This is a genomic window from Saccharopolyspora soli, from assembly GCF_022678645.1.
GTDB classification, from domain to species: Bacteria; Actinomycetota; Actinomycetes; order Mycobacteriales; family Pseudonocardiaceae; genus Saccharopolyspora; species Saccharopolyspora soli.
In genome coordinates, this window is the sequence record NZ_JALBWV010000005.1 from 87,658 (window position 1) to 114,565 (window position 26,908).

Here is a 26,908-nt window from a genome sequence, read left to right on the forward strand (position 1 = left end):
GCGGAATTGTTGCCACGAAAGTCCACATGAGACAGTTGTCGCGACGGCTGCGTCGGGCCGATTCATCGCGGGACACCATCGGATACCGAGCGCAAGCCAGCGATCGGCCGCACAGTGGCGGGCGGCGGAGCGCACGACGCCCGCTCGACCAGCCTCGTCGGCAGCTGCGCGTCCGTCTCCGCGGGTTCACCGCCGCCGAGGATCGCGACCAGCATCTCCACCGCCCGTTGGCCCATGAGCTGGATGGGCTGGTCGATGGTCGTCAGAGCCGGGTCCGTCATGCGGCTTTCCGGCACGTTGTCGAAGCCGATGATCGACAGGTCGTCCGGCACCCGCATGCCGAGCGTCACGGCGACGTCCATGGCCACGATCGCGGACACGTCGTTGGCGGCGAAGATCGCGGTCGGCCGGTCCGGCAGCGACAACAACTCGCGCACGGCTTCCTTCGACGTCTCCTCCTGATACCCGGCTACCCGCACGAGGTCCGGATCGAAGGGAATACCGGCCTCGGCGAGCGCGCCGCGGTACCCGGTCTCGCGCTGGTGCGTGGAAGCCAGACTTCGCGGTGGGCGGCCGAGGAAACCGATCCGCCGGTGGCCCAAACCGATCAAGTACGCGGTGGCGAGCGCGGCGCCGCGAACATTGTCGGCGCTGACCGTCGGCGCGCCTTCGTCGCCGGTGTGGGGATCGACCGCGACGACGGGAATGTCCGAACGCGACGCGTGCACCGTCGGCGTAACCAGGACGGCCCCGTCGATCAACGTGCCCGAAAGCCGCGACAGGCACCGGTTCTCCCAGCCGATGTTCTCCGCTCCCTCGCCAGCGGAGTAGACCACGAGCTCGTACCCGCTGTCGCGGATCGCGCGCGCCGCCCCCTTGAGCAGCTCAGCGCTGAACGGCTCGATGGCCCACACCAGGATGCCGATCACGTTCGTCCGGCGATTGCGCAAACTCCGTGCGACCAGGCTCGACTCGTAGCCGAGCTCGGCGATGACCTCGCGCACGCGCGCCACGGTGGCCGCGGCGACCCCGTACCGGTCGTTGAGCACCTTGGACACCGTCGCAACCGACACGCCCGCCCGCTCGGCGACGTCCCGAATAGTCACACGGCTGTTCATCACGGTGGGGATGCTAACTCGCGTAAAACGATATCGCTACCGTTATCGACAACGATTGACACCAGGTCATCGCGGTGGGCAGGATGCCGATGCGTTGAGCCAGATCGGTGGCTCCGCCGGCGCGGTAGAGCGCCGTGTCGCACCGCGTCTGGTGCCACGCCGGGGCGGAGAGGCGGACAGCACGATGGCAACGGTGAATCCACGCACGACGATGCCTGCCGCAGGTGACTCCTCCCCGCAGCTCCACGTCGCTGGACACCAGCTCGTGACCGCGGCCGGTGAGCCCGTTCGGCTGCGCGGGGTGGGGCTGGGCGGCTGGCTGAACATGGAGAACTTCATCACCGGCTTCCCCTCGACCGAACAACTGCACCGCAAGGCACTGCTCGACGTGCTGGGCCAGGAGGTGTACGAGGCGTTCTTCGACCGCTTCCTGGAGGTGTTCTTCACCGACGACGACGCCGAGCTGCTGGCCGAGCTCGGCATGAACTGCGTCCGGATCCCCTTCCACTACCGGCACTTCGAAGACGACAACCGGCCGATGGAGTTGAAGGAGGCCGGTTTCCGGCTGTTGGACCGCGCCATCGACGCCTGCGCGCGGCACGGCATCTACACGGTGCTGGACCTGCATGCCGCGCCCGGCTTCCACAACCAGCGCTGGCACAGCGACAATCCCACCCACCGGTCGTTGTTCTGGCAGCACCGCCACTTCCAGGACCGCGTGGTGCACCTGTGGGAGGCACTGGCCGACCGGTACCGCACGAACCCCTGGGTGGCCGGGTACAACCCGCTCAACGAGCCCGCCGATCACGACGGGGACGCGATCGGGCCGTTCTACGCGCGGCTGCACGCCGCCATCCGGGCTGTCGACCCCGACCACGTGATCTTCCTCGACGGCAACCGGCATGCGACGGACTTCGAGCTGTTCCAGGACCCGTGGCCGAACACCGTCTACACGGTGCACGACTACGCGCTCGCCGGTTTCGCCGACAGCGGCGCCTATCCCGGTGTCTCCCGCGGCACCTACGTCGACCGCGCCTACGTCGAGACCCAGTTCCGCAAGCGGTCGGCGTACATGCGCGACACCGGGACGCCCATCTGGGTCGGCGAGTTCGGCCCGGTCTACAGCGGAGACCCGAACCAGGACGAGTCCCGGTACCGCGTGCTGTCGGACCAGTTGGACATCTACGACGAGCACGACGCGGGCTGGAGCCTGTGGACCTACAAGGACATCGGTCTGCAGGGCCTCGTCCACGTGGCCAACGACTCCCCCTATCTCCGGAGGATCGGCCCGGTGCTGGAGAAGAAGGCGCGACTGGGCGTCGACGTGTGGGGCGGTCTGGACACCGGAGTCCGGCACGTCCTGGAACCGTTGGAACGGACTGTCGCCGAAGAATTCCCGCTGTTCAACCCAGCGCCGCACGGGCCGCGGCCGTGGATCCACGTACTCGTGCGGCACATCCTGCTCGCCGAACCCATGGTCGAGGACTTCGCCCGCTGCTTCGCCGGTATCGACGCCGAAGAGGCCCGCGCCCTGGCCGACTGCTTCACCCTCGACCAATGCGTCCGCCGCACCCCGCTGATCGAAGCCCTCCGGAAACACCTTTAAGAGAGTGCATGCCTCGTTTTGGTGGCGGTGCGGGTAGCGGAACCTCAGAGGCTTTCTCGACTCCGGGAACCCCGACTTATGTATGACCAATACGCGGCGTCGGGGCTGTCCTCGCGGGGAGAACCCCAGAGGGGTGGGCACCGTGAACCCGCGGCGGTGCGAGTGTCGTAGGTGGGCTAAGCGGCTTCGCCGCTTCAAAAACAAGACCAAAGACAGGCACTAATCGAATCAGGCAAACCGAGCCATCATGACGATTCGGTCTTCGCTGCCACCGCGCGAACGGCCGGTGCGACCTCTTCGGCGAAGGCACGCAGGCTGAAGGACGCCTCCTCGAAGCTCATATCGCCGAAGAACGCCAGCATCTCGAAGTAGTTCACGCCGGAAACCTCGACCTGATGAACGACCTGGTCCCGAACCGACTCCGCGGTCCCGACGCATGCCGCGCCAGACGCGAGAACGGACTCGGTCGCGAACATCGCGTCGACCCGGTGATCGTCATTGCGGTGCCACAGATGCAAAAGGCGCTCGACGAACAGTTCATTGGCACGCCCGAAGACGTCCTGGGCATGTTCCTCGCTCGATGCGATCACCACACTGCTGGAAAGGCCAACGCGCGGCTCGGCGACGTGCCCGTTGAGCCGGTCATCCGCGAGCCGGTTGCCCTCCCACGCCTTCCAGTAGGTGCGCACCGTCTCGGCGATCGCGCCGTTGTTCCACCGCCCGACGAAGTTGACCGAGTTGCGGCCCGCCCATTCCGCAGTCGCGGCGTTGCTGGAGGCGTACCACAGCGGCGGGTACGGCCGCTGCACCGGAAGCACCGCCAACTCGGCGTCATAGGACCGCAGCAGGCGGCCTTCGTGACGCATGTGCCCCGTGCGCAGTGCCGTGGTCACCGCCTCCAGCGCCTCGGCGTAGACCGGTTTCGCCTGCGCCGCGTCGACCCCGAAGATCGCCAGCTCGTACGGGCTCACCCCGGAACCGACGCCGAAGTCGATCCGCCCGCCGGTGAGCTGGTCGAGGGTGGCGATCTCCTCCGCGAGCCGGAACGGGTCGTAGTTGGGCAGCACGTTCACCAACGCGCCGATGCGCATCCGAGTCGTCCGCTGGCTCAGCGCCGCCAGGAACAGATTGGGCGACGGGCACACCGACAACGGCGTGCCGTGGTGTTCCGTCACGTGGTAGTGATCGATCCCGAACCCTTCGGCGGCAGCCGCGAACCGCAGCCTGCCATCGAGCACCTGACCCGGCGTGCTCCGGCCGAGGTCGAAGGAGTCGAAGATCCCGAACTCCACCATCACCGCGTCTCCTCTCAGATCATGCGCCGAGCGCGATGGTCCACGCCTCCAGCGTGGCGACGACGCCGTGGAGTCGTCACCGGGTCCCGGACGCCAGCCACACGGTGAACGGTTCTGGCCGGTCCGGTTCGAACAGCTCCGGCAGCGGCCGTTCGTGGCGCGCCAGTTCGGATGCTACGTCGGTGATCTCAGGTGTCCAGCCATGCCGGGCGAGCCATTCGGCGGGCGGCTTCGCCGGGCCGGATTTGAACAGGCTGATGACGAACTCGGCAGCGGCCACGTCATCCGGATCGGTCAGCTCGACGTCGTCCATGCGCGGATTGCGGGCGAAGTAGTCGAATGCGATGCGGCTACCGGGCGCTGACAGGGCGGCGATGTCATCGAGGAGACGATCGCACTGGGTCGCATCCAGGTACATCAGGAGACCTTCGACGAGCCAGACCGTCGGTACCTCCGGGCGGAAACCGGCTTCGACGAGCGCAGCCGACCAATCCTCGCGCAGGTCGACGGCAACCACCGTGCGGCGATCTGAAGCTGTCGGGTCCGCGCTGCCCCGCTCCAACAACTCCTGCTTGAAATCGAGGACTTCCCGCGTGTCGAGCTCGAAAACGTTCGTCCGGTCGGGCAATTCCAGCCGGAGGGCCCGTGCGTCCAGACCCGCGGCGAGAATGCAGACCTGCCGCGCCTCCCCCGCTCCGACGCGGACGTGCTCGTCGAAGAACGGCGTCCGCCCGTTGAAGTAGGCGCTGAAGAAGTTCCACAGGGGCGACGACTCGTCGTCCCTGGCGGGGCCCACTCGAGGTAGCCGCGATTGGGCCGAACCAGCGGTTCCCGCCATCGCGTCGAAGAACTCGCCAGCGTATGGGTCGGCGAAGAGCCGATCAGTCCGTCTGGTCTCCTGTGCACGGGCGTATGCGGTGATGAGCGCTGTCCAGCCAACTCCGGCAGGCAATTCCAGTGACGTCATACTGCGCACTGTAGGAGATCTGATCTAGGACGCGGCACCGCACGAGTTGTTGCCTGCCTCACGCCTCATCCAGCCACCGGTCGGTGTGCCAGCAAATCGATCTGACCTGCCCGACTGCCCCTGCTCTTGGGCAGATATGGGCAGGCGCGAAGTCTTCTACATGGCCTTGTCGTTCTCGCCGCGATCGTGCTGTTCGGGACATCACGTTGCTATTCGCGTTCGGCGCCGTCCGGCCAGACGACTGTGACGGGAACGCTGCGCTCGCGCGCAGCTTGCACGACATCGCCGGTCCCGCCGTGTCCACCGGCTGGCTGGCCGTCCCATACCGCGATCATCGCGTCGACTGAGCCGAGGATGTGTTCGCTGGCGGCCATGTAAGCGTCGCTGTTGGATTTGGCGAAGGGCATGGTGTGCACAGTGGTTGCCTTGCCGATCAGCTCGTCGAATTCGGCGGTGTTGTCCGGTTTCACCTTGCGCTCGCGGTAGTCGGCAGCGGGAAGCACGACCTCCAACGATCCGCCCGCGTCGAGTACCACGCGTGCGAAGATCTGGTCAGCTCCACGAGCCAGGCAGCTCACCCCGGTGAGCTGCTGCTCGCGGTACGCGGCCAGCTCGGCCTCCAGAGCCTTCAGCACCAGTGGGATACTCCCGGCGGTGAGGTTCGAGTGCCCGGTGATTCCGATGCGCGACAAGTCTTTCCTTCCTTCGATGCTGCTCAGACGTTGACCACTCCAAGGACGGCGTCGCGAATACCGCGCACCGTGGGAGAGCTGACGAACGACTGCGATTCGCGATAGAATTCTCGCAGCTTCTCCCCAACCCGTCCGGACGCCCAGGCTGCGGCGACAGGGAGCGCGTTCCTCGGTGCGTGCGCCAAGTTCCCCGGCATCCGGCTGGCGCCGTCGAAGCCGGTCGACATCGGGTGGCACACGTTCATCCTCTACACCAAGGACTACGCCCGGTTCTGCCAGCGTGTCGCGGGGCACTTCATGCACCACGTGCCCCAAGATGTGCCCGGCACGCCGGACCACTCCAAGGACCCGGCCAGCGTCCGCGACATCACCCTGGAGTCGATCCGCCAGGCCGGATACCGCATCGACGACGAGCTGTGGATCAGCGATGCCTACAAGTGCGGTGGCTGCGACGAGGACGGCAACGAGAACACCGAAACCCGGAAAAACAGCCGCAGACGACGAACGCGCCGCACATCGAGCCCGTACGGGTCACGTCGGCGATGTCCATTTCGGACTGCCGATGCGGTACGCCGCCGCTTCGGTGGGGCCACTACCCTGTGGGCCGCGGCCGTGATTGGGCCTGTGCGAACCACCTCGAAGTCCATCGAGACCGGAGTGACAGTCCCTTGCGCGTTCTCTTCTCCACCGTGCCCTCCTTCGGCCATTTCCTTCCCCTGTTCCCGCTGGCTCGCGCTTTCCGGGCCAGGGGCGACGAAGTAGCCTTCGCAGTTCCGAAGTCCCAGGCTCCGCTTCTCTCCGGGGAAGATTTCGAGGTGCTCACGGCAGGTGCTGAGGTGCCCGCGCTGTTCGAGGAGTTCGCGCACCGCACCGGCGAGGATCCGTTGGGCGGGATGAGTCTGCACGGCGAAGCCGAACTGTTCGCAGCTGCCAGGGTTGATCTGTCGCTGCCGGAGACCCTGGAGGTCGCCCGAGCTTGGCGGCCGGATCTGCTCCTGTGCGATTCGTATGATTTCGTCGGTCCGTTGGTGGCGGCAGCCCTCGACGTTCCGTCCGGTATGGTCACCCTCGGGCAGGCGGTGCGTGCCGACCTCGTCGATGCTATGGCCGCGAAGGTCGTGCAGCGCTACGAATCCCTCGGGTTGGCCACGCGCCGACCCGCCTGGTTCGTAGACATCTGCCCGCAGATCCTCCAGGTACCGGACTGGCAAGCGCCTGCGGAACTCCTGCCGATGCGACCGGAGGCTTACCGGGCTCCGCACGGCAGTCCCACGAAATCCGCTCCGTCCACGCCAGATCGGCCGCGGCTGCTGGTCACTTTCGGCACCGCCTTCGGCACCCCTGCCGCGCTTGACCCGGTTCTGGGCGAACTGGCCGGGCTGGACGTCGACCTGCGGGTCACGCTGGGACCGGTCGCGACTCCCAAGGACTTCGAAATCGACCAGGATCGAGTCACCTTCGAGGAGTTCCGGCCGCTGGCGGAACTCCTCGAAGGCATCGACCTCGTCGTCTCGCACGGGGGTGCCGGTACCACGCTCGGCGCACTCGCAGCCGGAATTCCGATGGTGCTCATCCCCCAAGGGGCAGACCAGTTCTCCGTGGCCGAGCGCGCGGTTGACACCGGTGCGGCACTCCAGGTCCTGCCCGGCGACACGAGTGCGTCAGACCTCCGGCGAGCAGTCACGACCGGACTGGCGGAGCCGCGATTCCGGGAGAGTGCGACCAAGGTCGCCGACCAGATCGCCGCCATGCCTTCGCCCACTGCGGTGGCGGAGGCGATCGCCGAAAGCTTGTGCTGAGCACGGAGATCGCCGCCCAGCTCCGCGCTGGTCGTCGACGGTGGCGCGACCTTGATCGGAGTCGTGCGCAGCGCGCGGAAACCGGAGAAGTCGGGAATGTGCTGCCCAGGCGTCATGGTCGGTTCATCCGGCGGTAGCGCAATGCGCCAATAGTCCTAGCGTCATCGACATCGTCGAGAGGACGAACATGGCATTCTCCCCCGCACGTCGGACTGCGCGTGCGCTGATCGCCGTCGCCGCCGTCACCGCTGGGCTGGTCGTCACCCAGACCAGCGCAAGTGCTGACGAGGACCCTCGGATCGAGCAGTACCGGCAGGCGCTGGCCGAGTTGAAGCCGTTGGCGCAGCAGCCACCGTGCGACCAAGTTCCGGAGCCGGACCGCTGGGTCGACGCGGGCACGCCGGACAAGGGGTCCGACAACGTGGTCATTTCCGCTCACCGGGGCGCCTTGACGCTCGCGCCCGAGAACACGCTGAAGTCCTACGAATACGCCTTCGCCTACGGCGTCGACATGGTCGAGGTCGATGTCCAGCAGACCCGCGACGGGCGTTTCGTGGCGATGCACGACTCCACGGTCGACCGCACGACCAACGGCACCGGAGCGGTCAAGGACCTGACCTTCGACGAGATCCGGGCCCTCAACGCAGCCGACTACGCGCCCTGGAGCGGCGGCGAGTACGACGGGTCTCAGGTCGCCTCGCTCGACGAGATCCTCGACCTCGCCAGGCGCGCTGGTCGCGGGGTCGAACTCGACATCAAGGGGTCGGTGAGCGACGACAGCAAGGTCGCCGAACTGGTGGGGCAGTACGGTCTCATCGAAGAGTCGATCTTCAACACCGGCGACCCGGAGGTCCTCCGCGCCGAACCTGGTGCCCGGATGATCTACAACCGCGACACCTGGGAACCGGGTTTCCTGATGTACGAGATCGCTGAGGTCTTCAAGGTGTTCGGCTCGCGGCTGGACGAGTACTCGCCCGAGTCCATCGCGGCGGCCCACGACGCGTGTTCGATCGTCATGCCGCACGCGTACGACGCTGGCGCCGACCAGGAGGTGGCCCAGTTCCAGCTCGCCCGGTCGATGGGCGCCGACGGCGTGCAGACAAACCAGCCCGCGCTGATCGTGGCCGCGGCCGGTGAGGCGGTCGACTCCAAGCTGGTCGTGCACACGACAAGCCCCCAGACCGACGACGTGTGCCTGGTCAACGCGGACAACGGCCTGGGCTTTCCGGAGAAGTCGGTGCGGCTGACCAAGGACGAGGAGTCGGTCGACCTGCCCACTGGCAAGGACGGCTGCGCGGCGGTGCCTTCGACGAACTGGCGTGGCGCGACCATGTCGTTCGCCGGTGACGGCGCTGTGCACGCGTCCGAAGGACGGCTCGTGCCGCACGTCGGCTGAGTCCGTGCCGAGGCTGGGAAGTCCGAGCGGTACACCCGCGCGGACTTCCCAGCGCATCCCTGAGCAAGTCGTGAGTGGCGAAGCGGGCTCCAACCCGATCAAGCACTCACGACGAGGAGGAGGTCGAACGTGGAATTGCGGCATCTGGTCTCGTTCCTCGCGATCGCCGATGAACTGCACTTCGGCCGGGCGGCCGCACGGCTGCACCTGGCCCAGTCGTCGTTGAGCCAGCACCTGAGGCGGCTCGAACGCTCGGTCGGGGTGACGCTGGTCGCCCGGAACTCGCACGAGGTCCGCCTCACCCCTGCCGGGGACACCTTCCGCGAGTTCGCCAGGGACATCGTGGCCAGGGCGGACCTCGCCGGACAGGCCGCCCGCGCGGCCGCCGCCGGGCGGTCCGGCACGGTCCGGGTCGGCTACAACTTCCCCGCCGGACAACGGATCCTGCCCGCCACGCTGGCCGCGCTGAGCAGCCGCCACCCGGCGATCGACGTGACCATGTCCGAGATGCGGACCGGACCGCAGCTCGCGGCGCTGGCCGATGGTCGGCTGGACGTCGCGATGGTCTACGGCAAACCGGCAGCCGCCGACTTCACAAGCCGCCTGCTGCTGCGCGTACCGCTGGTCGCCGTGGTGGGCCAGGAACACCACTGGGCCGGACTCGACCGGGTGCCCTTCCGCGAGCTCGCCGGAGAACCCTGCGTGCTGTTCAACCGGGCGCAGTCCTCGGCGATGTACGACACCATCTTCTCCGCAGCGCGGACCAGCGGGATCCAGCTCACCGTAACCGCGAAGGTCGACGACCCCGGTGCTACCGCAATTCTCGCCGCGATCAAGCCGGTGGTCGGCTTGGCGTCGGCGCTGCGAGGCCAGCTCACCGACATCCGCACCACCACCGTCCCGCTGATCGATCCGGTTCCCATCCTCGATCTCCACGCCGTCTGGCGCACCGAGCACGGCCCGCTGGTGGACGCGTTCCTGGACTGCCTTCCCCCCGGAGTCGAGGAGTGAGGGTTCGTGACCGGTAGCCGTTGCCGTGCAGTGCTTTCAGCGGTGTTGGCACAGCTTCGACCTCACTTCAGGCCGGATCGCACGAACGCGTTCACGATGTGCCGTTGCAGCACCAGGTAGAGCGCGAACACCGGCAGGCAAGTCAGTCCAGCGGTGGCCATCAGCGGTCCCCACTCGTTGCCCTCGGTGCCGAGGAAGCTGCGCAGGCCCAGCTGCACCACCGCGTTGCTGCGCTGAAGCACCATCGCTGGCCAGAAGTACTCGTTCCACGCCGTGATGGCCAGCAGGATGCCCAGCGCGGCCAGCACCGGGCGCAGTGCTGGCACCACGACCGTCCACAAGGTGCTCCAGGACGACCGGCCGTCCATCCGGGCGGCGTCGAGCAGTTCCTTGGGGAAGCTCTTGAGATGCTCGCGCAGCAGCAGCACGCCCAACGCCGAGCACAGCGTCGGGATGATCACGCCAGCCAGCGTCTCCAGCAACCCCAGTCGGGACAGCAACACGTAGTTGGGCAGCATGGTCGCCTGGAACGGCACCAGCCAGGTGCCCACGAACATCAGGTGCAGCAACCGCTGGAACGGGAACGACCAGGCCGCGAAGGCGTAGGCGGCCAGCAGCGCGATCAGCAACTGCCCCGATGCGCTGAGCACCGCCACGATCCCGGTGTTCAGCAGCATCCCGGTGAGGTCGATCTTGCTGAGCGCCTCGGTGTAGTTGCCGGTGGACAGCGGCCACGGCAGCACCGACAGCTGGTAGACATCTCCGGGCGCGCGCAACGACGTGGCGTAGAGCCAGTAGATCGGGAATGCGCAGAACAAGCCGAGCGCCCCCAGGGCGAGGTGGCCCAGGATCCGCTGTGCCGGACTGCGCGCGCCGACCGCATAGCCGTTCCCACTGCGCTCAGTCGTCATGGTGGCTCAACCGATCCGCCAGGCTCGCCAGCAACGCGGCGAGCACGATGAACCCCAGGAAGAAGATGACCCCGGCCGCAGCGGCCAACCCGGCGTCGTGGCTGCGGAACCCGTACTCCCACAGCAGGTAGTAGAGGTTCGTGGTGGAACCGGCGGGACCACCCTGGGTGAGCGTGTCGACCAGCGGGAACGTCCACTGCGCGGACAGCAGCACCGTCATCAGCACCAGGAAGGCCAGCGTGGGTGACAGCAGCGGCAGCGTCACCCACCGCGTGATCTGGCCCTTCGACGCCCCGTCGACCTGAGCCGCCGCCGCGTAGTCCGGGTCGATGCCGGTCAGTCCGGCGGAGACGACGAGCGCGGCGAACCCGACCACGTGCCACCCGGTGATCACGATTATCACCAGCTGCGCGGTTCCGGTGGTGTTGATCCAGTTCAACTCGCTGCCGAGCAGCCGGTTGACCACCCCGGAGGTCGGGTCGAGCAGCCACTGCCAGACCGCGGCCCCGGCGACCGGTGCGACGAGCATCGGCGCGAACACCAGGCCGCGGTAGACGGCCGCTGCCCGGCCGCGCACCCGACGGGTCAGCAGCCCCACGACGACCGGGATCAGCACGGTGAACGGCAGCATGCCCGCGATCACCACGAGCGTGCGCAGCACCGACTCGCCCAGCTCCGGCGTGGTCAGCAGACGGCCGTAGTTCGCGAACCCGACCTCCCGCATGGGCGAGGTCGGCACCAGGTTCCACGAGTGCAACGACAGGTAGAACGTCTGCGCCAGCGGTCGGTAGGTCCACACGACGAGCAGCGCGACGGCGGGTGTCAGGTACAGGTACGGCGGCGCGATCCGCCGCACCGCGCGCCAAGCCGACCGGCGGGCGGCGGGCGCCGTGCCCGCCGCCCTCGGCAGCGGGACCTCCACGAAAGTCCCGGTCACCAGACCCCCACCACCTCGTGCACCATCCGCAGCCGTTCGGCCGCGTCCACGTCGTAGACCTGGTCGGCGGTGGACAACGGGACCGCGGTGGCCACGATCTGGTCGCCGAACACGTCTATCCGGCTGAACCCGGCGTCCGCCGCGGCACGCAGGCGGCCCCGAGGTGGGACCGCGGCCACGCCGTAGGCCAGGGCCGGGCCCACCCAGACCGGGATCCCGGCCAGCGCACCGCAGCCGGCGTGGTGTGCGTGCCCGCTCACGATCAGCCGCACGTCGGTGTCCTTGAGCACCTCGGCCAGCCGGTCCGCGCCGCGCAGCCGGAGCAGGTGCACGGTCGGCACCGGCGAGGGCAGCGGCGGGTGGTGGCTGACCAGGACGGTGCCTCGCGGCGCCGGGGTGTCCAGCACCCCGGCCAGCCAGTCCAGTTGCGCGGCCGACAGATGGCCTTCGTGCCGACCGGGTTCGCTGCTGTCCAACGCCACGATGCGAAGTCCGTCCACAGTGCACACCGAATCGCAGTCGGCCGTCGAGGGTTGCTCGTCGAGCAGCTCAGCGCGGAATGCCCCGCGCTCGTCGTGGTTTCCCATCGCATAGCTGATCTCGGCACCGAGCCGACGCGCGGCTGGTTCCACTACGCCGCGCAGCCGCCGGTAGGCGGCCGCAGCGCCGTTGTCGGCAAGATCGCCGGTGAGCAGCAGCGCCGCCACATCGGTCCCGGAGTTCTCGACCATCGCCACGGCGGTGGTCAGGTTCGCCGTGGTATCGACGACGCCGTGCATCAGACCGTCCGCCGGTCGGAGGTGCGTGTCGCTGAGCTGGATGAGCGTGAGATCCGGAGCGGTCACCGGCCACCGCCCGGCAGCAGCTTGGACACCTCGGCCTGCTTGCCCCGCAGCGTGGCGGCCGCCTCCGCGCCTTGGAACACCGCGCTCTCGACGGCCTCCATCATGCCGTCGCGGATCTGCAGGTAGCTGGCGCCGGGCATGGAAACCCACGGCTCCATGGTGGCCAGCTGCGTCAGATTCGGCTTCAGATAAGGATTCCGGTTGGCCCACGCCTGCAGCCCGTTCGGGTCGTCGACCAAACCGGTGCGCAGTGGCAGGTAACCGATCTTGCTCGCGATCTTCGTGTATGCCTGCTCGCTCGTCAGGAACTTCATCAGCTCCCAGCTCGCCCGCTGCTTCTCCGGCGACTGGGAGAACACGAACAACGCGGCACCCGAGTTGGTCGCCACCGTCGGCTTCCCCTCGAACCCCGGCATCGCGGCCGCTCCCAGCCGCCACTTCCCGCTGGCGCCCTTGAGGAAATTGCCCTGCATCGCGCTGGATTCGAGGATCATGCCCAACTCGCCGCGGGCGAAGGCTTCCACCGCCTGCGTCTGGGTGCGGTTGGGCATCGCGCCGGTGCGCACCATGTCCTGCATGCTCTGCACCGCCTCGACCACCGGAGGCTCCGCGAAGGTGAGGGACCTGCGGTCTTCGGCGATCACCCGGCCGCCGTTGGAGCGCACCAATGCCTGGAAGCACCAGTCCTTGGCCGCCTTGGTCAGGCAGTCCACGTAGGCGCCGTCCTTGCCGGTGCGCTCCTTGACCGCCAGTGCCGCCTGCCGCACGTCGTTCCAGGTCGACAGCGGCTTGGTCGGGTCCAGCCCGGCGGCCGCGAGAAGGTCCTCGTTGACGTAGAGCGTCGGGGTGGAGAAGACGAACGGCACGCCGTAGGTCTTGCCGTTCCAGTCGCCGAGCGTCCGCGCGGTGGGGGCGAACGCGTGTTGCGCTCCATCGAAGTTCCGCTGCACCTCGTCCTTGCCGACCAGGTCGTCCAGCGGCACGGCGCCGAGGTCGTTGACCACGAAGTCCAGGTCGCTGAAGCCGAGTTGCACCACGTCGGGCGGATTTCCCGCGGTGAGCTGGCTCTGCAGGCTGGGAATGGTGTCCGTGGCCGGGTTCGCGCTGTTGCCCTGCGGCTTCTGCGCGGTCACCGTGATGTTCGGGTGGCTCTTCTGGAACTCGTCGATCAGCTCGTCGAAGGTGTCGGTCCAGGCACCGGCCTGGCCGAAGTTGTAGCTCTCGAAGACGATGGAGACCTGCTGGTCCGGGGCCAGCTCCGGAACCCGGCTCACCGCCGTCGGGGTGCTGGTGGTGCCGAGCCCGCAACTCGCGGTGGCCAGCGCGAGGGCCGCCGCCGCGCCCAGGGACTTTCTCATCGGATTCTCCTAGTTGGGGTCAAACGCCAGCGGTGACGGGTGCGGGCCGCCAGGTCAGCCTGCGGCCGCTGCCGGGATCGAACAGGTGCAGGTGCCGGGCGCGGGTGGCCAGGTTCACCCGGTCACCGCGTCCGAGGTCGAGCGGGCGGGGCCCGCGCACGCAGATCGGGATCTCACCTGCCGCGCAGTGGACGACTTCCTCGTTGCCGAGGTTCTCCACCGCGGTCACCACCGCGCGGATGCTGGCTTCCTCCGGCCCGGACGGGTTGAGGTGCTCGGGCCGCACCCCGACCACCACCTCGCGCTGGGGCAGCTCGCCCTCGATACCCAGGTCGAGCTCGACGTCCGCCGCCCGAGCCGTGAGCCTCCCGCCTTCGGCACGCACGACGGTGCGCAGCAGGTTCATCGCCGGGGAGCCGAGGAACTGGGCGACGAACACCGAGGCGGGTTCGTCGTAGACCTCCGCCGGGGTACCGACCTGTTCGAGTCTTCCCCCGTTGAGCACCGCGATCCGGGTCGCCATGGTCATGGCCTCGACCTGATCGTGGGTTACGTAGACCACCGTCGCCGCCAGCCGCCGGTGCAGCGCGGAGATCTCCGCACGGGTGCCAGCCCGCAGCTTGGCGTCCAAATTGGACAGCGGCTCGTCCATCAGGAAAGCGCCCGGATCCCGCACCAACGCCCGGCCCAACGCGACCCGCTGCCGCTGGCCACCGGACAGCTCGCGCGGCTTGCGGTCGAGCAGATCCACCAGGTCGAGTTGAGCGGCCACGTCGGCGACCTTCGCGCGGACATCGGCACGGCGCCAACGCCGGGCCCGCAACGGGAAGCCGATGTTGCGGGCCACGGACAGGTGCGGGTAGAGCGCGTAGCTCTGGAAGACCATGGCGAGGTCGCGCTGCTGCGGCGGGGTGTCGGTGATGTCGGCACCGCCGAGCCGCAGCCGTCCCCCGGTCGGCGGGAGCAGCCCGGCGATCATCCGCAACAGCGTGGACTTGCCGCAACCGCTCGGGCCCAGCAGCACCAGGAACTCCCCGTCAGCGATGTCCAGCCAGACATCGTCCACGGCGGTGACCGACCCGAACCGGCGGCTCAACCCCTGCACTTCAATGCGGCTCACTGCGCACCTCTCGCCCTTCCCGACGGATTCCCGCCGAACCGGGCCAAGTGCAACAGCGATCCGTATACGCCGGGTGAACCACGGCTACCACGCACCGCGAGCGATCCCGCGTAAACCCCGTCGACCAGCGAAAAGCACGGCTGCCAGCACGCCGGAGCGATCGCTGACGATCGGAAAACGCGATCAACCGAGAGCGTTCACCGCTAGCCGGATCAGCTCGGCTGCCGATTCGGCTCCTCGCTGGAGTCCGCGCTACCGCCAAGCGGGCCGCTGCGGAGGATTCGGCGGGCGTTGACGAGCAAGGAATCGCTCCATCCATCAGGCGGGGTGGCGTGCAGCCGCAGCAGACTCCACAACTGGTCCGCGGTCAGATGTCGGCCACCATTGGCGAGCGCCCAGAACGCCACGCCCACCCCGAGAGCAGTGTAGGCGCCCCAGATCGCGACGGATGGCACCAGCAGCTCTGCCCTCAAGACGGCCAGCGTTACCGCGCCGACGGCGATCACGCCGAGTGCGGTGATGCCGAGGCCGATCCGGGTCAGGCGGCGGGCGACGAGGAAGCTGCGGGCGGCCCGCAGCATCTCCGCATCAAGATCGCACTCGATGACGGTTGAGGTGCTCGTGATCGGGGCGGGTTCGGGATGGTTGTCGCAGTCCGGTGCTGTCCGTGCCTCGTGCATACCGTTGATCTTGTCACTGCATGCGCCGCCGACAGATCGGTCCTCCAGCTTTGGAGGGTGCGCGAATTGGCGCGCGTGGTGCAGGGGCTCGTGAGTGGATGTGGTCGCTATGACGGCCATCACCACTCACGACCCTGTTCTGTATCTCCGCCCGGTTCGCACCCGGACGCGAGATACCGCTTTGGCTCAGCGCCTCGGGCAGCAACTCCTCGACGCTCGCCGCACCAAGAAGTCGACCTCGGTACGTCATGCCAACACCACCTGCGCGCCACTGCGAAGATCCACCGACTACGTCGTCCACATCAACGACGGCAGCCGCCGCATGGGCGGGATGGATGCTCACCGAGCCGATCGGCTGAGCGGATCCCGTGTGATTCCTGATGCGGCAGGGCACCGAATCGCGGTCATCGGATGCGGCGTCCGGTTTCGGCGCAGGAGTAGCCGCCGAGGGCTTCCACAGTGGCGCGGAAGTCTTCCCTTTCGAGCAACGCCCACAGCGGAGCCAACAGTTCGCCGGGCAACTCGCTGGTGCGCAACACCAGGTCGTAAGGCTCGCGGGCGACCGGAACGAAGTCCAACCCGAACGCGCGCGCCGCGGCCAGGATCCCCATGCCGACGTCCGCGCGGTCGGCGGCTACGGCGGCGGCGACGGCGAGATGGGTGTGCTCCTCGCGCGAGTAACCGGAAACCGCGGTCGCGTCGATGCCGCGCCGGTTGAGTTCGTGATCGAGCAACGCCCTGGTGCCAGCGCCGCGCTGCCGGTTGACGTAGCGCAGCCCTGGCCGGGTCAGGTCCTCGACACCGGTGAGGCCCAGCGGATTGCCAGGGGCGACGATGAGTCCCTGATCCCGGTGCACCAGCCGGACGACGGCGACCTCGGCGTCCGCCCCGAGGAGTCTGTCCACATAGGGCAGGGTGTACTCGCCGGTCGACGGTTCCAGCAGGTGCGAACCCGCGAGGTGGCACAGTCCATCGCGCAGCGCGACCAGACCGCCGAGCGAGCCGACGTTCGAGGAGGCCAGCGTGATCAGCGGATCGGCCGCGCGCAGTTCGGACGCCACCAGGTCGAGCAGCAGATCGTGCGAACCGATCGCGACGATGGTGCGCCCGATTTCCCCGAGTCCGCGCAGCAGTTCCACCCGAACCTCGGCACCGGCGTGGTGACCTTCCAAACCCGCCGGCACGACGAGCAGGCCGTCCGCGCGCACCAGCGAGGTCAGCACCCCGGCGCCGCGGGGCAGCGGTGTGGCGACCACCTGGTCCTGCACGCGGCCGAGCCGGACCCGGACCCAGTCGTCCATGCCGATCGCGGAGGGCAGTTTCCGGGCCAGGCGCGCGGTCGTGAACGGACGTTCCCGAGGCGCGGCGCCCTCCAGTTCGGCCAGCAGCGGGGCGGCGAAGATGTCGAAGGTGAGCGCGGCCGACACCGGATAGCCAGGCACCCCGAGAACGGGAGTCGCGGGCTCACCGGTGACGGTACCGAGCACGACGGGGTGCCCCGGACGCACTGCTACTCCGTGCACCGCCACCGAGCCCGCACCGGCGATCACGCGCGCCGTGTAGTCGTCCCGGCCAGCGCTGGAACCCGCGATCAGCAGGACGAGGTCGGCCTCGACCGCAGCGGCGCGCAGCGCGGCGGTGATGGCTTCCGGGTCGTCGGGGACGATGTCGGTGACACGGGCGTCGCAGCCCACCTCGCGGGCCTGCGACGCCAGCATCAGCGAGTTCGTGTCGAGGATTTCGCCGGGAGCCGGTTCGGTCCCGATCGGCCGGATCTCGTCGCCGGTCGGCACGATCACCACGATCGGCGCGCGGCGCACGCCGAGTTCGGTGACTCCCGCCGCCGCGCAGGCCGCGACATCGACCGGCCGCAGCCGGTGGCCTTCGGGAAGCAGCAGCTCGGTGGCGCTGATGTCCTCGCCGATCGACCGGACGTGCTGGTACGGCGGGACGGCGGCCCGCAGCTCGGCCTCGCCGTGCTCGGTGCGGTGCACCTGCTCGCGCATCACCACGGCGTCATAGCCCAGGGGCAGCGGATCGCCGGTGTCGACGACCTCGAAGTCGCTCGGCGCCAGCAGCACCGGGGTGGTCTCGGCCGCGCCGACGGTGTCGGCGGCCCGAACCGCGATCCCGTCCATGCCCGCCGAGTCGAAGGCGGGCGAGGATCGCCGCGCCCACACCGGTTCAGCCGTCACCCTGCCCACCGCGGCGGCGACTGGTACGTGGACCACGTTGACACGAGCGGGACAGTCCGCCGCCGCCCGTGCGTCCGCCCAGGCGGCCAGGGCCTCGGCTGCCGGGACGTCCGAGACGAACGGGCTGTTGGCGGTCATGGCGTGAGTATCCACGCGGGTTGTGCTGGTCACGAAACGCTCCGTTGGCCTGTCATCGGTAGAGGGTGATCTCGACCTCGGTTCCCGCGTCCAGGCCGGTGGCGGGCTCCGGGATGATCAGGTAGCCGTCGGCGCGGGTCAGCACCGACAGCAGGGCGGACGGGCCGAACAGCGGCTCGGCGCATCCGTCGCGGACCCTGACCTGGACAACGTCGAGCCGTCCGGCGGCGGAGGCCAGGTCGCGCGACAGCCGGGCGCGGGTGCCGGGTTCGGGCGGCGGAGCGTCGCAGCCGGAGACGCGCCACAGCAGCGGTACCCCGACCTGACCGAACACGACCAGCGCGGACAGCGGATTGCCCGGCAGTCCGATGAGCGGCGTCCCGTCGCATTCGGCCAGCAGGGTGGGTTTTCCCGGTTTGATGGCCAGCCCGTGGCACCAGATCTCACCGACGGCGGCCACGGCATCCGCGGTTTCGTCGCGGGCGCCCACCGAGGAACCCGCCGAGACCACGACCAGGTCTGCGTCGGGGAGGATTTCCGCCAGCCGTTTCCGCAAGGTGCCCGGCTCGTCGGAGACGATGCCCGCGATGATCGGCTCGCCGCCCGCATCGGCGACCAACCCGGCGAGCGCCGAAGCCGTGGCGTCGCGCACCTGACCGGCGGCGAGCTCCGCGGTGTCCGGCGGAACCACCTCGTCGCCCGTGGAGACGATCGCGACACGCGGCCGGGCATGCACCGCGACCGTGGTCACCCCCGCTGCAGCGAGCAGCCCGAGGTCCGTCGCCCGCAGCGGCCGACCGGCAGGCACCAGCGCAGCGCCGACCGCGACGTCCTCGTCGGCACGCACGACACCACCACCCGGCGCGACGGGCCGGGTGACCTCGATCGTGCCCGGCATCGTCTCGGCGGTGTACTCCACCATCACCACCGCGTCCGCGCCTTCGGGCAGCACACCCCCGGTCGGCATCGCGACGCAGCCACCCGGCCGGACGACGACGGCGGGGGCAGCGCCCATCCGCACCGCCCCGAGCAGGTCGAGGTAGGTGGGCAGGCCATCGGACGCGCCGTAGGTGTCGGCGGCCCGGACCGCGAAACCGTCCACTGTGGAACGGACGAATCCGGGTAGTGCGGACCGCGCCGGTACTTCCGCGGCGGGCACGCGGTGCAGCGCCGCCGCCAACGGGACGTTCTCCACCGGCGTGCGGTGCGCGGGCCGAAAGCCCGCAAGGGCCTCGGCGACGGTGCGGGCGGCGAAGAACTCCCGCCCGCTCAACTCCCCGACTGTCCCTTCGGGTCCGGCTCCTCACCCGCCGAGCCGTTTTCCATGCGCAGCACGGAAACCACCGGCCCCAGGGCCACCTGCCCGAGCCCGCAGATGGAGGTCTTGCGCATGGCCTCCTCCAACTCCAGGATGCGGGCGCGCTGCGCGTCGTCGAGCGTCGACGAACCCGATTCCAGCACGCCGCTGAGCAGGCTGTGCGCCTTGGTGGACCCGACGCGGCACGGCACGCACTTGCCGCACGATTCGTTGCGGAAGAAGCGAAGCACGTTCGTCGATGCGGCCAGCAGGTCGGTGCCCTCGGCGAGCACCACCAGCGCGCCGGAACCGAGCATGGTGCCCGCCTCGGCGAGCGTCCCGAAGTCCAGTCGCAGGTCGAGCTGGTCCGGGCCGATGAAGTTCGACGAAGCGCCACCCGGCTGCACCGCGGCGATCGCGGCACCGTCGCGCACGCCACCAGCGAGGTCGATCAACTCCCGGACGGTGGTGCCCATCGGCACGCAGTACACGCTCGGATTCTCGACATGCCCGGACACGGCGAAGAACTTCCAGCCGACGGAGTCCCCGATGCCCTGCTCGGCCCACCAGTCCGCGCCGCGCTGGACGATCACCGGCACGTCGGCGAAGGTCTCCACGGAGTTGATCAGCGTCGGGCGGCCGTGCAGGCCGTAGTTGCCGGGGAACGGCGGCTTGTTCCGCGGCTCGCCGCGGTGGCCTTCCATCGCCTCCAGCAGCGCCGTCTCCTCGCCCAGGATGTAGCCGCCCGGCGAGACGAAGATGTCGAGTTGCAGGCGACGACCGCTGCCACACGCGTCCGCGCCGATCACGCCCGCCTCGCGCAGCGCCGCGATCTCCTCGCGCAGCACGTGTTCCTCCGGACCGTACTCGTGGCGGATGAACACCCAGCCCTCTTCGGCCCCGACCACGACCATGCCGATCAGCAGGCCCTCCAGCACCAGGTGCGGCTGGTCGGCCAGGATCTGGCGGTCCTTGAACGTGCCCGGTTCGGACTCGTCGGCGTTGCAGATCGCGTACTTGACGCTGCCCGGCTCGGCGGCGGCGACCAGGCCCCACTTGCGCCCGGTGGGGAATCCAGCGCCACCCATCCCCCGCAACCCGGCGGACTGGAGCGTGGCCACCACCTCGTCGGTGGTCAGTTCCCCGGCGAGCAACGCCCGCAGGGTAGCGTACCGCTGCTCGACCCCGGAAGTCGCCGGGTACGGGTCGTTCGGCCACGGTTCGGTCCGCGCCGCCCCGGTCGGGGCCGCCTGTCCCACGCCGGTACCGCGCGCGGCGGTTATGAGCTCGTCGACGTCGGACACCGACGCCGGGTGCTCGTTGACCGCCAGCGCCGGGGCGATGTCGCAGCGTCCCAGGCAGGACACCTCGACGACCTCGACGTCGGTCTCGTCGCCGTAGCGCTGCCGCACCTCCGCGATCCGGTCCGCACCGGAACGCAGCCAGCACGACAGGTCACGGCAGACGTGCACTGACACCTTCTCCGGGGGCGTGGTGCGGAAGTGCGGGTAGAACGAGATGATGCCCTCGATCTCGTACCGCGGCCGCCGCACCTCGCGCGCCAGCTCCTCCAACTCCTCGCGGGGCAGCCAGCCCAACCGCGCCTGGATCGCGTTGAGCGCTGGGATCAGCGACGGGCCGGGGAACTTCCCGTTCCGACCCTCCACACCGGGCACGCGGCGAGGCGGCACGTACGGCGCCCGCTCCGAACTCAGGGTCATGCACTAACTCCCAGGGTTGATGTGGGATCCGCGTCGTGTGCCGCGCCCAACGCCTCGACCTGAACAGCACAGAACTTGAACTCGGGGATCTTGCCGACCGGGTCGATCTCGTCGATGGTCAGCAGGTTCGCCGCCGCCTCCCGGAAGTGGAACGGGATGAAGCAGTTGCCGAGCTGCTCGCGATGGGAAATCCGCACCTGCAACTCGATCGTGCCGCGCCGCGACCGAACCCGGACCCGTTCGCCGTGCGCCAGGCCCCGGTCGGCGGCGTCCTTCGGGTGCAGGTACACCTCGGGCACCGGCGAGATCGAGTCGAGCGCGAAGGACCGTCGGGTCATCGACCCGGTGTGCCAGTGTTCGAGCAGCCGACCGGTGTTGAGCACCAGCGGGTACTCCGCGTCGGGCAGCTCCTTCGCGGGCAACCACTGCGCGGGCACCAGGTGGGCCAGGCCGTCGTCGGTGTTGAACCGCTCGTCGAAGAGCACCACGGTCCCGTCGGAGTGCTCGGGGTCGTCGTTCGGGTAGAGCTTGCCGGACCAGCCGAGGTTGTCGTGCCGCAGGTTCGCGTACGACGGCATGAGCTCGACCATCTCGTCGAACACCTCGCTCGGCGCGGTGTAGGACCAGTTCAGCCCGATGCGCTGAGCGATGTCCTGGACGATCTCCCAGTCCACCCGCGCCTGGCCGGGCGGGTCCGTCACCTTGCGGCCGAGCTGCACCCGGCGGTCGGTGTTGGTGTAGCTGCCTTCCTTCTCCAGGTACGAGGAGGCGGGCAGGATCACGTCGGCGAACTCGGCGGTCTCGGTCATGAAGATGTCCTGCACGACCAGGAAGTCCAGCGACGCCAGCGCCTTGCGCACCTTGTTGATGTTGGGGTCGGACAGGAAGGGGTTCTCGCCCAGCATGTACATGCCGCGGACCCCGTCCGGTTTCAGCACCGAACCGATGATCTCGGTGACGGTCAGGCCGCGGTTCGGGTCCAGCGAGGTGCCCCACGCCTGCTCGAACCGCTGCCGGGTCGCGTCCTGGTCCACCCCCTGGTAGTCGGGGTAGAACATCGGGATCAGCCCGGCGTCGGAGGCGCCCTGGACGTTGTTCTGCCCGCGCAGCGGGTGCAGCCCGGTGCCGGGCCGACCGACGTTGCCGGTGATCGAGCACAGCGCGATCAGGCAGCGGGCGTTGTCCGTGCCCGTGGTGTGCTGGGAGATCCCCATGCCCCAGTAGATGACGGCGGCGCCAGCCTCGCCCCACGTCCGGGCGACCTCGCGGATCAGGTCCGCGTCCACCCCGGTGATCTGGGCGGCCCGCTCCGGCGGGTAGTCGGCGACCGTGCGGGCGAGTTCGTCGTAGTTCGAGACCCGCGCCGCGATGAACTCCCGGTCGATCAGGCCGAGGCGGATCACCTCGTGCATGATCGAGTTGTAGAACGCCACGTCCGTGCCGGGCTTGACCTGGCAGTGGTAGTCGGCGTGCTCGGCGACCGTGCTGGCCCGCGGGTCGACGTAGATGATCTTCGTACCGCGACGGCGGGCCTGCTTGAAGAACGAGCTGGCGACCGGGTGGTTCGCGGTCGGGTTGGACCCGGTGATGATCACCACGTCCGCGTTGGCGACGTCGCCGTAGGTGGTCGACACCGCGCCGGAACCGACGCCCTCGAACAGCGCCGCCACCGACGAGGCGTGGCACAGCCTGGTGCAGTGGTCGACGTTGTTGGTGCCGAACCCGGCCCGGATCAGCTTCTGGAAGAGGTAAGCCTCTTCGTTGGAGCACTTCGCGGAACCGAAACCGGCGATCGAACCGGGACCGCCGGTGGCGTGGACCTCCATCAGCCGTCGGGCGACGAGGTCCAGCGCCTCCTCCCAGGTGGCCTCGCGGAAGTACGGCATCACCTCGTCGTAGTCGACGAGTCCGCCCGGCTTGCGACGTCCGTCCCGGCCGGGCTTGCCGCCGCTGCGGTCTCCACCGCTGCCAGCACGGCCGCGGTCGTTGTCCCCACCGGCGTCGCCGCGCACGTCGGCGGACAACGCGCCCTTCGGGTAGGCCGAGTCCTTGCGGATCAGCGGCACGGTGAGCCGCTGCGGCGATGCCGCGTAGTCCCACCCGTAGCGCCCCTTGACGCACAGCCGACTCTTGGAACCGGGCTGGTCCCGGCCTTCGGCGAAGGCGATCGCGCCGCGCGAGCGGTCCACGTAGTAGGTCAGCGCGCAGCCGACACCGCAGTACGGGCAGACGCTGTCCACCGCGTCCAACTGCTCGCGGGGCTGGATCGGGATGTTGTTGATCGGCTTGTTGGTCAGCGCGCCCGTCGGGCATGCCTGCACGCACTCGCCGCAGGTGACGCAGGAACTCGCGCCCATCGGGTCGTTGAAGTCGAACGCGATCTTGGTCGAGTAGCCCTTGCCGGAGCGCCCGATGACGTCGTTGCCCTGGATGTCGTCGCAGGCCCGGACGCAGCGGTCGCACAGGATGCAGGCGTCGTGGTTGACGTCGATGACGGGGTTCGACGAGTCCTGGCCGCGGCCGGAACCGCAGGGCAGCTCGGTCGTCTCGCGGGCGACGTCGAAGCGGTCGGCCAGCTCCAGCAACAGGTTGTCGCCGGTCTTGTTCTGCTTCGGATCCTCGGCGCGCGGCGGCTGGTCGGAGATCAGCAGCTCGGTCAGGGTGGCCCGGCTGCGTTCCAGCTCCGGGGTGGAGGTCTTGACCTCCATGCCGTCCTCGCAGGGACGCACGCAGGACGCGGCGAAGGTCCGCGCGCCGGTGTCGACCACGCACATCCGGCATACGCCGACGGGGTCGTAGCGTTCGTTGTGGCACAGCACCGGAATGTCCACGCCGACCTGCTTCGCGGCGTCGTAGATGCTGGTGCCTTCCGGGACCGTTACCGTCTGACCGTCAATCGTGGTCGTCACGGTCCGCACGGAAGTGATCGGCTCCTCGACAGCCGTCATCGGAACCCCCGTCGTTTCGAGCGGTATACCTCATACAGCATACACACGCGCCTCAAGCGTCACTAGCATCCGCGCGCAAGGCCCGGCTGGTCAGACTTCCAGCAGGAGATCCACCAGATCGTCCGCGGAAACCCGGCCAGCCTCGTCCAGACCGCGGGCCAGGTAGTACCCGGAAACCATGGCTTGCAACCGGTCCGCGCTGAGCACCGCGCTGCGGCCCGACGCCAACTCCAGCGGGGTCTCCAACATCCGCGCGGGAAGCGTGTCGTCGGCCGCGGTCGCGCCCTCGCGCAGGTTGAACGCGCGCTTCGCGCGGACGATTCGCCGGGCGGCGGAGCGGAGTTCCGCATCGTCGACCGACCAGCCGGTCACCAGGCGGAGCAGCTCGGCCCACTCGGTGAACGGCTCGGTGAAGACCCCGCGCAGGAACTTGCACAGGATCATCGAATCCATCACGGCCGCCCGGTCCTCGGTACCGATCGCGGCGGCGACGTGCGCCGCGCCGCCGTCGAGGCGGTCCACCTCGCCGGACAGGTCGGCTTCGTAGGCACCGGACCGGTTGTGGTCGGCGCCCCTGGCGTTCACCGCGAGGCCGAGCGCCATGGACTGCAGGCTCCTCGGCTCGTAGCCGGGCAGTTCCAAGCCCTTGACCTGCGGTGCGAACTCGATCGAGTCGTGTCCGACGATTTCGGCCGCCCGGCGAGAACCCTGCGCGAGCAACTCCCCCAGGCCCGGCGCGCGGGTTCCGATCGCGTCGAGGGCCCGCAAGATCGCCGCGCCATCGCCGAAGCGCAGCCACGGCTCGTCGATGAGGCCGCGCTCGACGCACTCCATCGCCCAGGCGATCGTGCCGCCAGCGGAGATCGTGTCGAGCCCCAACTCGTCGCAGCGCGCGCTCGCGGCGAACACGTCGTCCGGATCGGAAACCCCGCACAGCGGACCGAGCGCGAAGACGTTCTCGTACTCCATCCGCTGGCTGCCGCCGCCCTTGCGCGAGTAGATGTGCTCGCAGCCGATGGAACAGGAGGCGCAGCTGTTGCGGGCCACGCCGCGCATCTCGTGCAACTCCTCGGCGGCCAGCTTCGGCGCCTCGTCGAACGTCGCCGCGGTGAAGTTGCGGGTGGGCAAAGTGCTGACCGCGTTGAACGCCAGCAAATTCGCCAACGTGCCCAGTTCCCGGTACTTGGCGGTGGCGGGCCCGAAGCTGCGCTTGCGCAGATCGCGGGCCGCGGCGACGACGCCAGCCGGGTCGGCGACGGACACCTTGGTCGCCGCTCGCACCAGCACCGCCTTGATGTTCTTCGCGCCCAGCACCGCTCCCAAGCCGCCGCGCCCGGCGTGCCGACCGTCGTGGCTGATCGTCGCGTACCGCACGCCGCGCTCGCCTGCCGGACCGATCGCCGCGGTGCGCCAGCCACGGCCGAACCGTTCCCGTGCGGCCGTTTCCGCCTCGGCGGCCGGTAGTCCGGCCAGTTCCGGAGCCGGTTCGAGACGCACCCCGGCACCGTCGATGAGCAGCACCGACAACTCGTCCGCGCGCCCGCGGATCACGATCGCGTCATGCCCGGTGAGCTTGCCGGAGATGGCGAACTGGCTGGACGCGAGCGCGTCGGTCAGCAGTCCGGTCAACGGCGACTTCGCCACCACGGCGAACTTCGCGCTGGTCGTCAGCGGAGTCCCGACGAGCGAGGAGAACACGAACGCCAGCGGGGCCTCGGGGGCGAGCGGATCGCCCCCCGGCGGCGCCAACCGGTGCATCAGCCAGGTTCCCAGGCCCACCCCGCCCAGATAGGACCGCAACACCCGCTCGTCGAGCTCGAACGCCGTGCCGGTCGCGGTCCGCCCGCCTACCTCGGCGATCAGCGCCTGCCCGAAAAAACCACCCGGAGCCATACCTGGAACTCTAGACATAATTTCCAAGCTTGCGTTGCGTTGCGGTGCGGGTAGCGGAACCTCAGACGCCGTCTCCGTCCGGGATCCCCGACATCATGTACGTCCAGGCCCCGAAGGCGACGTACCGGTCGTTCAGCCGCCCGCGTCCGCCGACAGGAACGCCACGGTATCCCCGGACACCAGCGGCAAAAGCGCGTCGCGGGTGACCTGATCGCCGTTGAGCGCGGCCACGATGTATCGGTCCAGAGCCAGCTCGACCGACGCCGCAGCCGCGCCGAGCGTCGCCGCTCGAACCTTGCGGGGGCGGTGCCTGCCACCGCGAGCAAGAGCACCGAAGCACTCGACCACGATCTCCGGTGCCGGACGTTCCCTCGCCGCCGCGTAGTCCTCCGGGGTGTTGGCGTTCACCACGGACTCCAGCGTCGGGTCGTGCCGCGCGAGTGCCGTGTCCTCCAGCAGTCGCGCGTCGTCGAGTTCCGCCACATCGCAATGCTTGAACAGCATGCCGGGACGGAGTTCGCCCTCGGCGAGGAGATCAGTGATCAACCCGGCCAGCGCCGTCCGGTACCCGGCCGCAAGCGGTTGCCGGAAACCGCGCGCCACCGGCAGCAGCATGTCGGCCCCGGTTTCGGTCAGACCGCGCAGCACCCGACGGATGAAATCCGGATGCAGGAACGGCATGTCCGTGGAACAAACGAACGCCGCCGCCGCTCGGTCCTCGACTGCCGCAAGCCCGGCGGCCACACCCTGCATCGGACCCAGCCCCTCCACGGGGTCCTCGACGACACCGACCCCAGCGGGCAACTCCGGCAACTCCTGGCCGGGCGCGGCCACCACGACCACCGGGCCGTCCACCGTCCGAGCCAGCACCGCGGCGGTGCGGTACAGCAACGTCGAGCCGTGCCATTCCAGCCCGGCCTTCGGCCTGCCCATCCGCGTGGAGCGCCCGCCCGCGAGCACGACACCTGCCGTAGTCTGCAC

The 26,908-nt window shown here is 69.1% G+C and carries 21 protein-coding genes; 5 read left to right on the forward strand and 16 right to left on the reverse strand.

The window, feature by feature from the left end:
• Nucleotides 1–62: 62 nt before the first annotated feature.
• Nucleotides 63–1,118 (reverse strand): LacI family DNA-binding transcriptional regulator, encoded by a 1,056-nt coding sequence (locus MOQ72_RS05400; protein WP_242181069.1) that lies wholly within the window; start codon nucleotides 1,116–1,118, stop codon nucleotides 63–65.
• Between the two features lie 193 nt (nucleotides 1,119–1,311).
• Here MOQ72_RS05400 and MOQ72_RS05405 point away from each other — a divergent pair, with 193 nt between their 5' ends.
• Nucleotides 1,312–2,724, forward strand: a complete 1,413-nt coding sequence (locus tag MOQ72_RS05405; protein WP_242180955.1) for a glycoside hydrolase family 5 protein — start codon at nucleotides 1,312–1,314, stop codon at nucleotides 2,722–2,724.
• 245 nt (nucleotides 2,725–2,969) lie between these two features.
• Here the strand turns inward: MOQ72_RS05405 and MOQ72_RS05410 are convergent, their stop codons facing one another.
• From MOQ72_RS05410 to MOQ72_RS05420, 3 genes are all read right to left on the reverse strand, one after another.
• Nucleotides 2,970–4,019 carry an LLM class flavin-dependent oxidoreductase gene (locus MOQ72_RS05410; protein WP_242181070.1) on the reverse strand — a complete coding sequence of 350 codons (1,050 nt, stop codon included), beginning with the start codon at nucleotides 4,017–4,019 and terminating at the stop codon, nucleotides 2,970–2,972.
• 76 nt (nucleotides 4,020–4,095) lie between these two features.
• Nucleotides 4,096–4,986, reverse strand: a complete 891-nt coding sequence (locus MOQ72_RS05415) for an SAM-dependent methyltransferase (RefSeq protein ID WP_242180956.1) — start codon at nucleotides 4,984–4,986, stop codon at nucleotides 4,096–4,098.
• Between the two features lie 209 nt (nucleotides 4,987–5,195).
• The gene (locus tag MOQ72_RS05420) at nucleotides 5,196–5,678 is read right to left on the reverse strand and encodes a hypothetical protein (RefSeq protein WP_242180957.1); all 483 of its coding nucleotides are present in this window, start codon (nucleotides 5,676–5,678) and stop codon (nucleotides 5,196–5,198) included.
• A gap of 201 nt (nucleotides 5,679–5,879) precedes the next feature.
• On the opposite strand from MOQ72_RS05420, the gene MOQ72_RS46035 reads away from it, so the two are divergent.
• The 4 genes from MOQ72_RS46035 (at nucleotide 5,880) to MOQ72_RS05435 (ending at nucleotide 9,884) form a co-directional block, all read left to right on the forward strand.
• The gene (locus MOQ72_RS46035; protein WP_504980122.1) at nucleotides 5,880–6,440 is read left to right on the forward strand and encodes a glycine-rich domain-containing protein; all 561 of its coding nucleotides are present in this window, start codon (nucleotides 5,880–5,882) and stop codon (nucleotides 6,438–6,440) included.
• Between the two features lie 53 nt (nucleotides 6,441–6,493).
• Nucleotides 6,494–7,477, forward strand: a complete 984-nt coding sequence (locus MOQ72_RS45095; RefSeq protein ID WP_242180958.1) for a glycosyltransferase — start codon at nucleotides 6,494–6,496, stop codon at nucleotides 7,475–7,477.
• A gap of 187 nt (nucleotides 7,478–7,664) precedes the next feature.
• Complete coding sequence (locus tag MOQ72_RS05430) at nucleotides 7,665–8,873, forward strand: glycerophosphodiester phosphodiesterase (protein ID WP_242180959.1); 1,209 nt, start codon at nucleotides 7,665–7,667, stop codon at nucleotides 8,871–8,873.
• Nucleotides 8,874–9,002: 129 nt separating this feature from the next.
• Nucleotides 9,003–9,884: a LysR family transcriptional regulator gene (locus MOQ72_RS05435; RefSeq protein ID WP_242180960.1), complete on the forward strand. Its 882-nt coding sequence runs from the start codon at nucleotides 9,003–9,005 to the stop codon at nucleotides 9,882–9,884.
• A 62-nt stretch (nucleotides 9,885–9,946) separates the two neighbouring features.
• On the opposite strand, the gene MOQ72_RS05440 is transcribed toward MOQ72_RS05435, so the two are convergent.
• From MOQ72_RS05440 to mobA, 12 genes are all read right to left on the reverse strand, one after another.
• Nucleotides 9,947–10,795, reverse strand: coding sequence for a carbohydrate ABC transporter permease (locus tag MOQ72_RS05440; RefSeq protein WP_242180961.1), 849 nt, complete (start codon nucleotides 10,793–10,795; stop codon nucleotides 9,947–9,949).
• Nucleotides 10,785–11,732, reverse strand: a complete 948-nt coding sequence (locus tag MOQ72_RS05445) for a carbohydrate ABC transporter permease (protein ID WP_242180962.1) — start codon at nucleotides 11,730–11,732, stop codon at nucleotides 10,785–10,787. Before MOQ72_RS05445 ends, MOQ72_RS05440 begins: the two co-directional genes overlap by 11 nt.
• A complete protein-coding gene (locus MOQ72_RS05450) occupies nucleotides 11,729–12,577 on the reverse strand; it encodes a metallophosphoesterase (protein WP_242180963.1) in 849 nt (282 codons plus the stop codon). The genes MOQ72_RS05445 and MOQ72_RS05450 overlap by 4 nt, the downstream gene beginning before the upstream one ends.
• Nucleotides 12,574–13,935 (reverse strand): ABC transporter substrate-binding protein, encoded by a 1,362-nt coding sequence (locus tag MOQ72_RS05455; protein WP_242180964.1) that lies wholly within the window; start codon nucleotides 13,933–13,935, stop codon nucleotides 12,574–12,576. Before MOQ72_RS05455 ends, MOQ72_RS05450 begins: the two co-directional genes overlap by 4 nt.
• Before the next feature lie 19 nt (nucleotides 13,936–13,954).
• Nucleotides 13,955–15,055 (reverse strand): ABC transporter ATP-binding protein, encoded by a 1,101-nt coding sequence (locus tag MOQ72_RS05460; RefSeq protein WP_242180965.1) that lies wholly within the window; start codon nucleotides 15,053–15,055, stop codon nucleotides 13,955–13,957.
• 212 nt (nucleotides 15,056–15,267) lie between these two features.
• The gene (locus tag MOQ72_RS05465) at nucleotides 15,268–15,735 is read right to left on the reverse strand and encodes a hypothetical protein (RefSeq protein ID WP_242180966.1); all 468 of its coding nucleotides are present in this window, start codon (nucleotides 15,733–15,735) and stop codon (nucleotides 15,268–15,270) included.
• A 404-nt stretch (nucleotides 15,736–16,139) separates the two neighbouring features.
• Nucleotides 16,140–18,068, reverse strand: a complete 1,929-nt coding sequence (locus tag MOQ72_RS05470) for a molybdopterin biosynthesis protein (protein ID WP_242180967.1) — start codon at nucleotides 18,066–18,068, stop codon at nucleotides 16,140–16,142.
• Between the two features lie 52 nt (nucleotides 18,069–18,120).
• Nucleotides 18,121–19,341, reverse strand: a complete 1,221-nt coding sequence (locus tag MOQ72_RS05475; protein WP_242180968.1) for a molybdopterin molybdotransferase MoeA — start codon at nucleotides 19,339–19,341, stop codon at nucleotides 18,121–18,123.
• Nucleotides 19,338–21,086 (reverse strand): NAD(P)H-dependent oxidoreductase subunit E, encoded by a 1,749-nt coding sequence (locus MOQ72_RS05480; protein WP_242180969.1) that lies wholly within the window; start codon nucleotides 21,084–21,086, stop codon nucleotides 19,338–19,340. The genes MOQ72_RS05475 and MOQ72_RS05480 overlap by 4 nt, the downstream gene beginning before the upstream one ends.
• Nucleotides 21,083–23,995 (reverse strand): formate dehydrogenase subunit alpha, encoded by a 2,913-nt coding sequence (fdhF, locus tag MOQ72_RS05485; RefSeq protein ID WP_242180970.1) that lies wholly within the window; start codon nucleotides 23,993–23,995, stop codon nucleotides 21,083–21,085. The genes MOQ72_RS05480 and fdhF overlap by 4 nt, the downstream gene beginning before the upstream one ends.
• 129 nt (nucleotides 23,996–24,124) lie before the next feature.
• Nucleotides 24,125–25,927, reverse strand: coding sequence for an aldehyde ferredoxin oxidoreductase family protein (locus MOQ72_RS05490; RefSeq protein ID WP_242180971.1), 1,803 nt, complete (start codon nucleotides 25,925–25,927; stop codon nucleotides 24,125–24,127).
• 132 nt (nucleotides 25,928–26,059) lie between these two features.
• On the reverse strand, nucleotides 26,060–26,908 hold the full coding sequence (mobA, locus tag MOQ72_RS05495) for a molybdenum cofactor guanylyltransferase (RefSeq protein ID WP_242180972.1): 849 nt from the start codon (nucleotides 26,906–26,908) through the stop codon (nucleotides 26,060–26,062).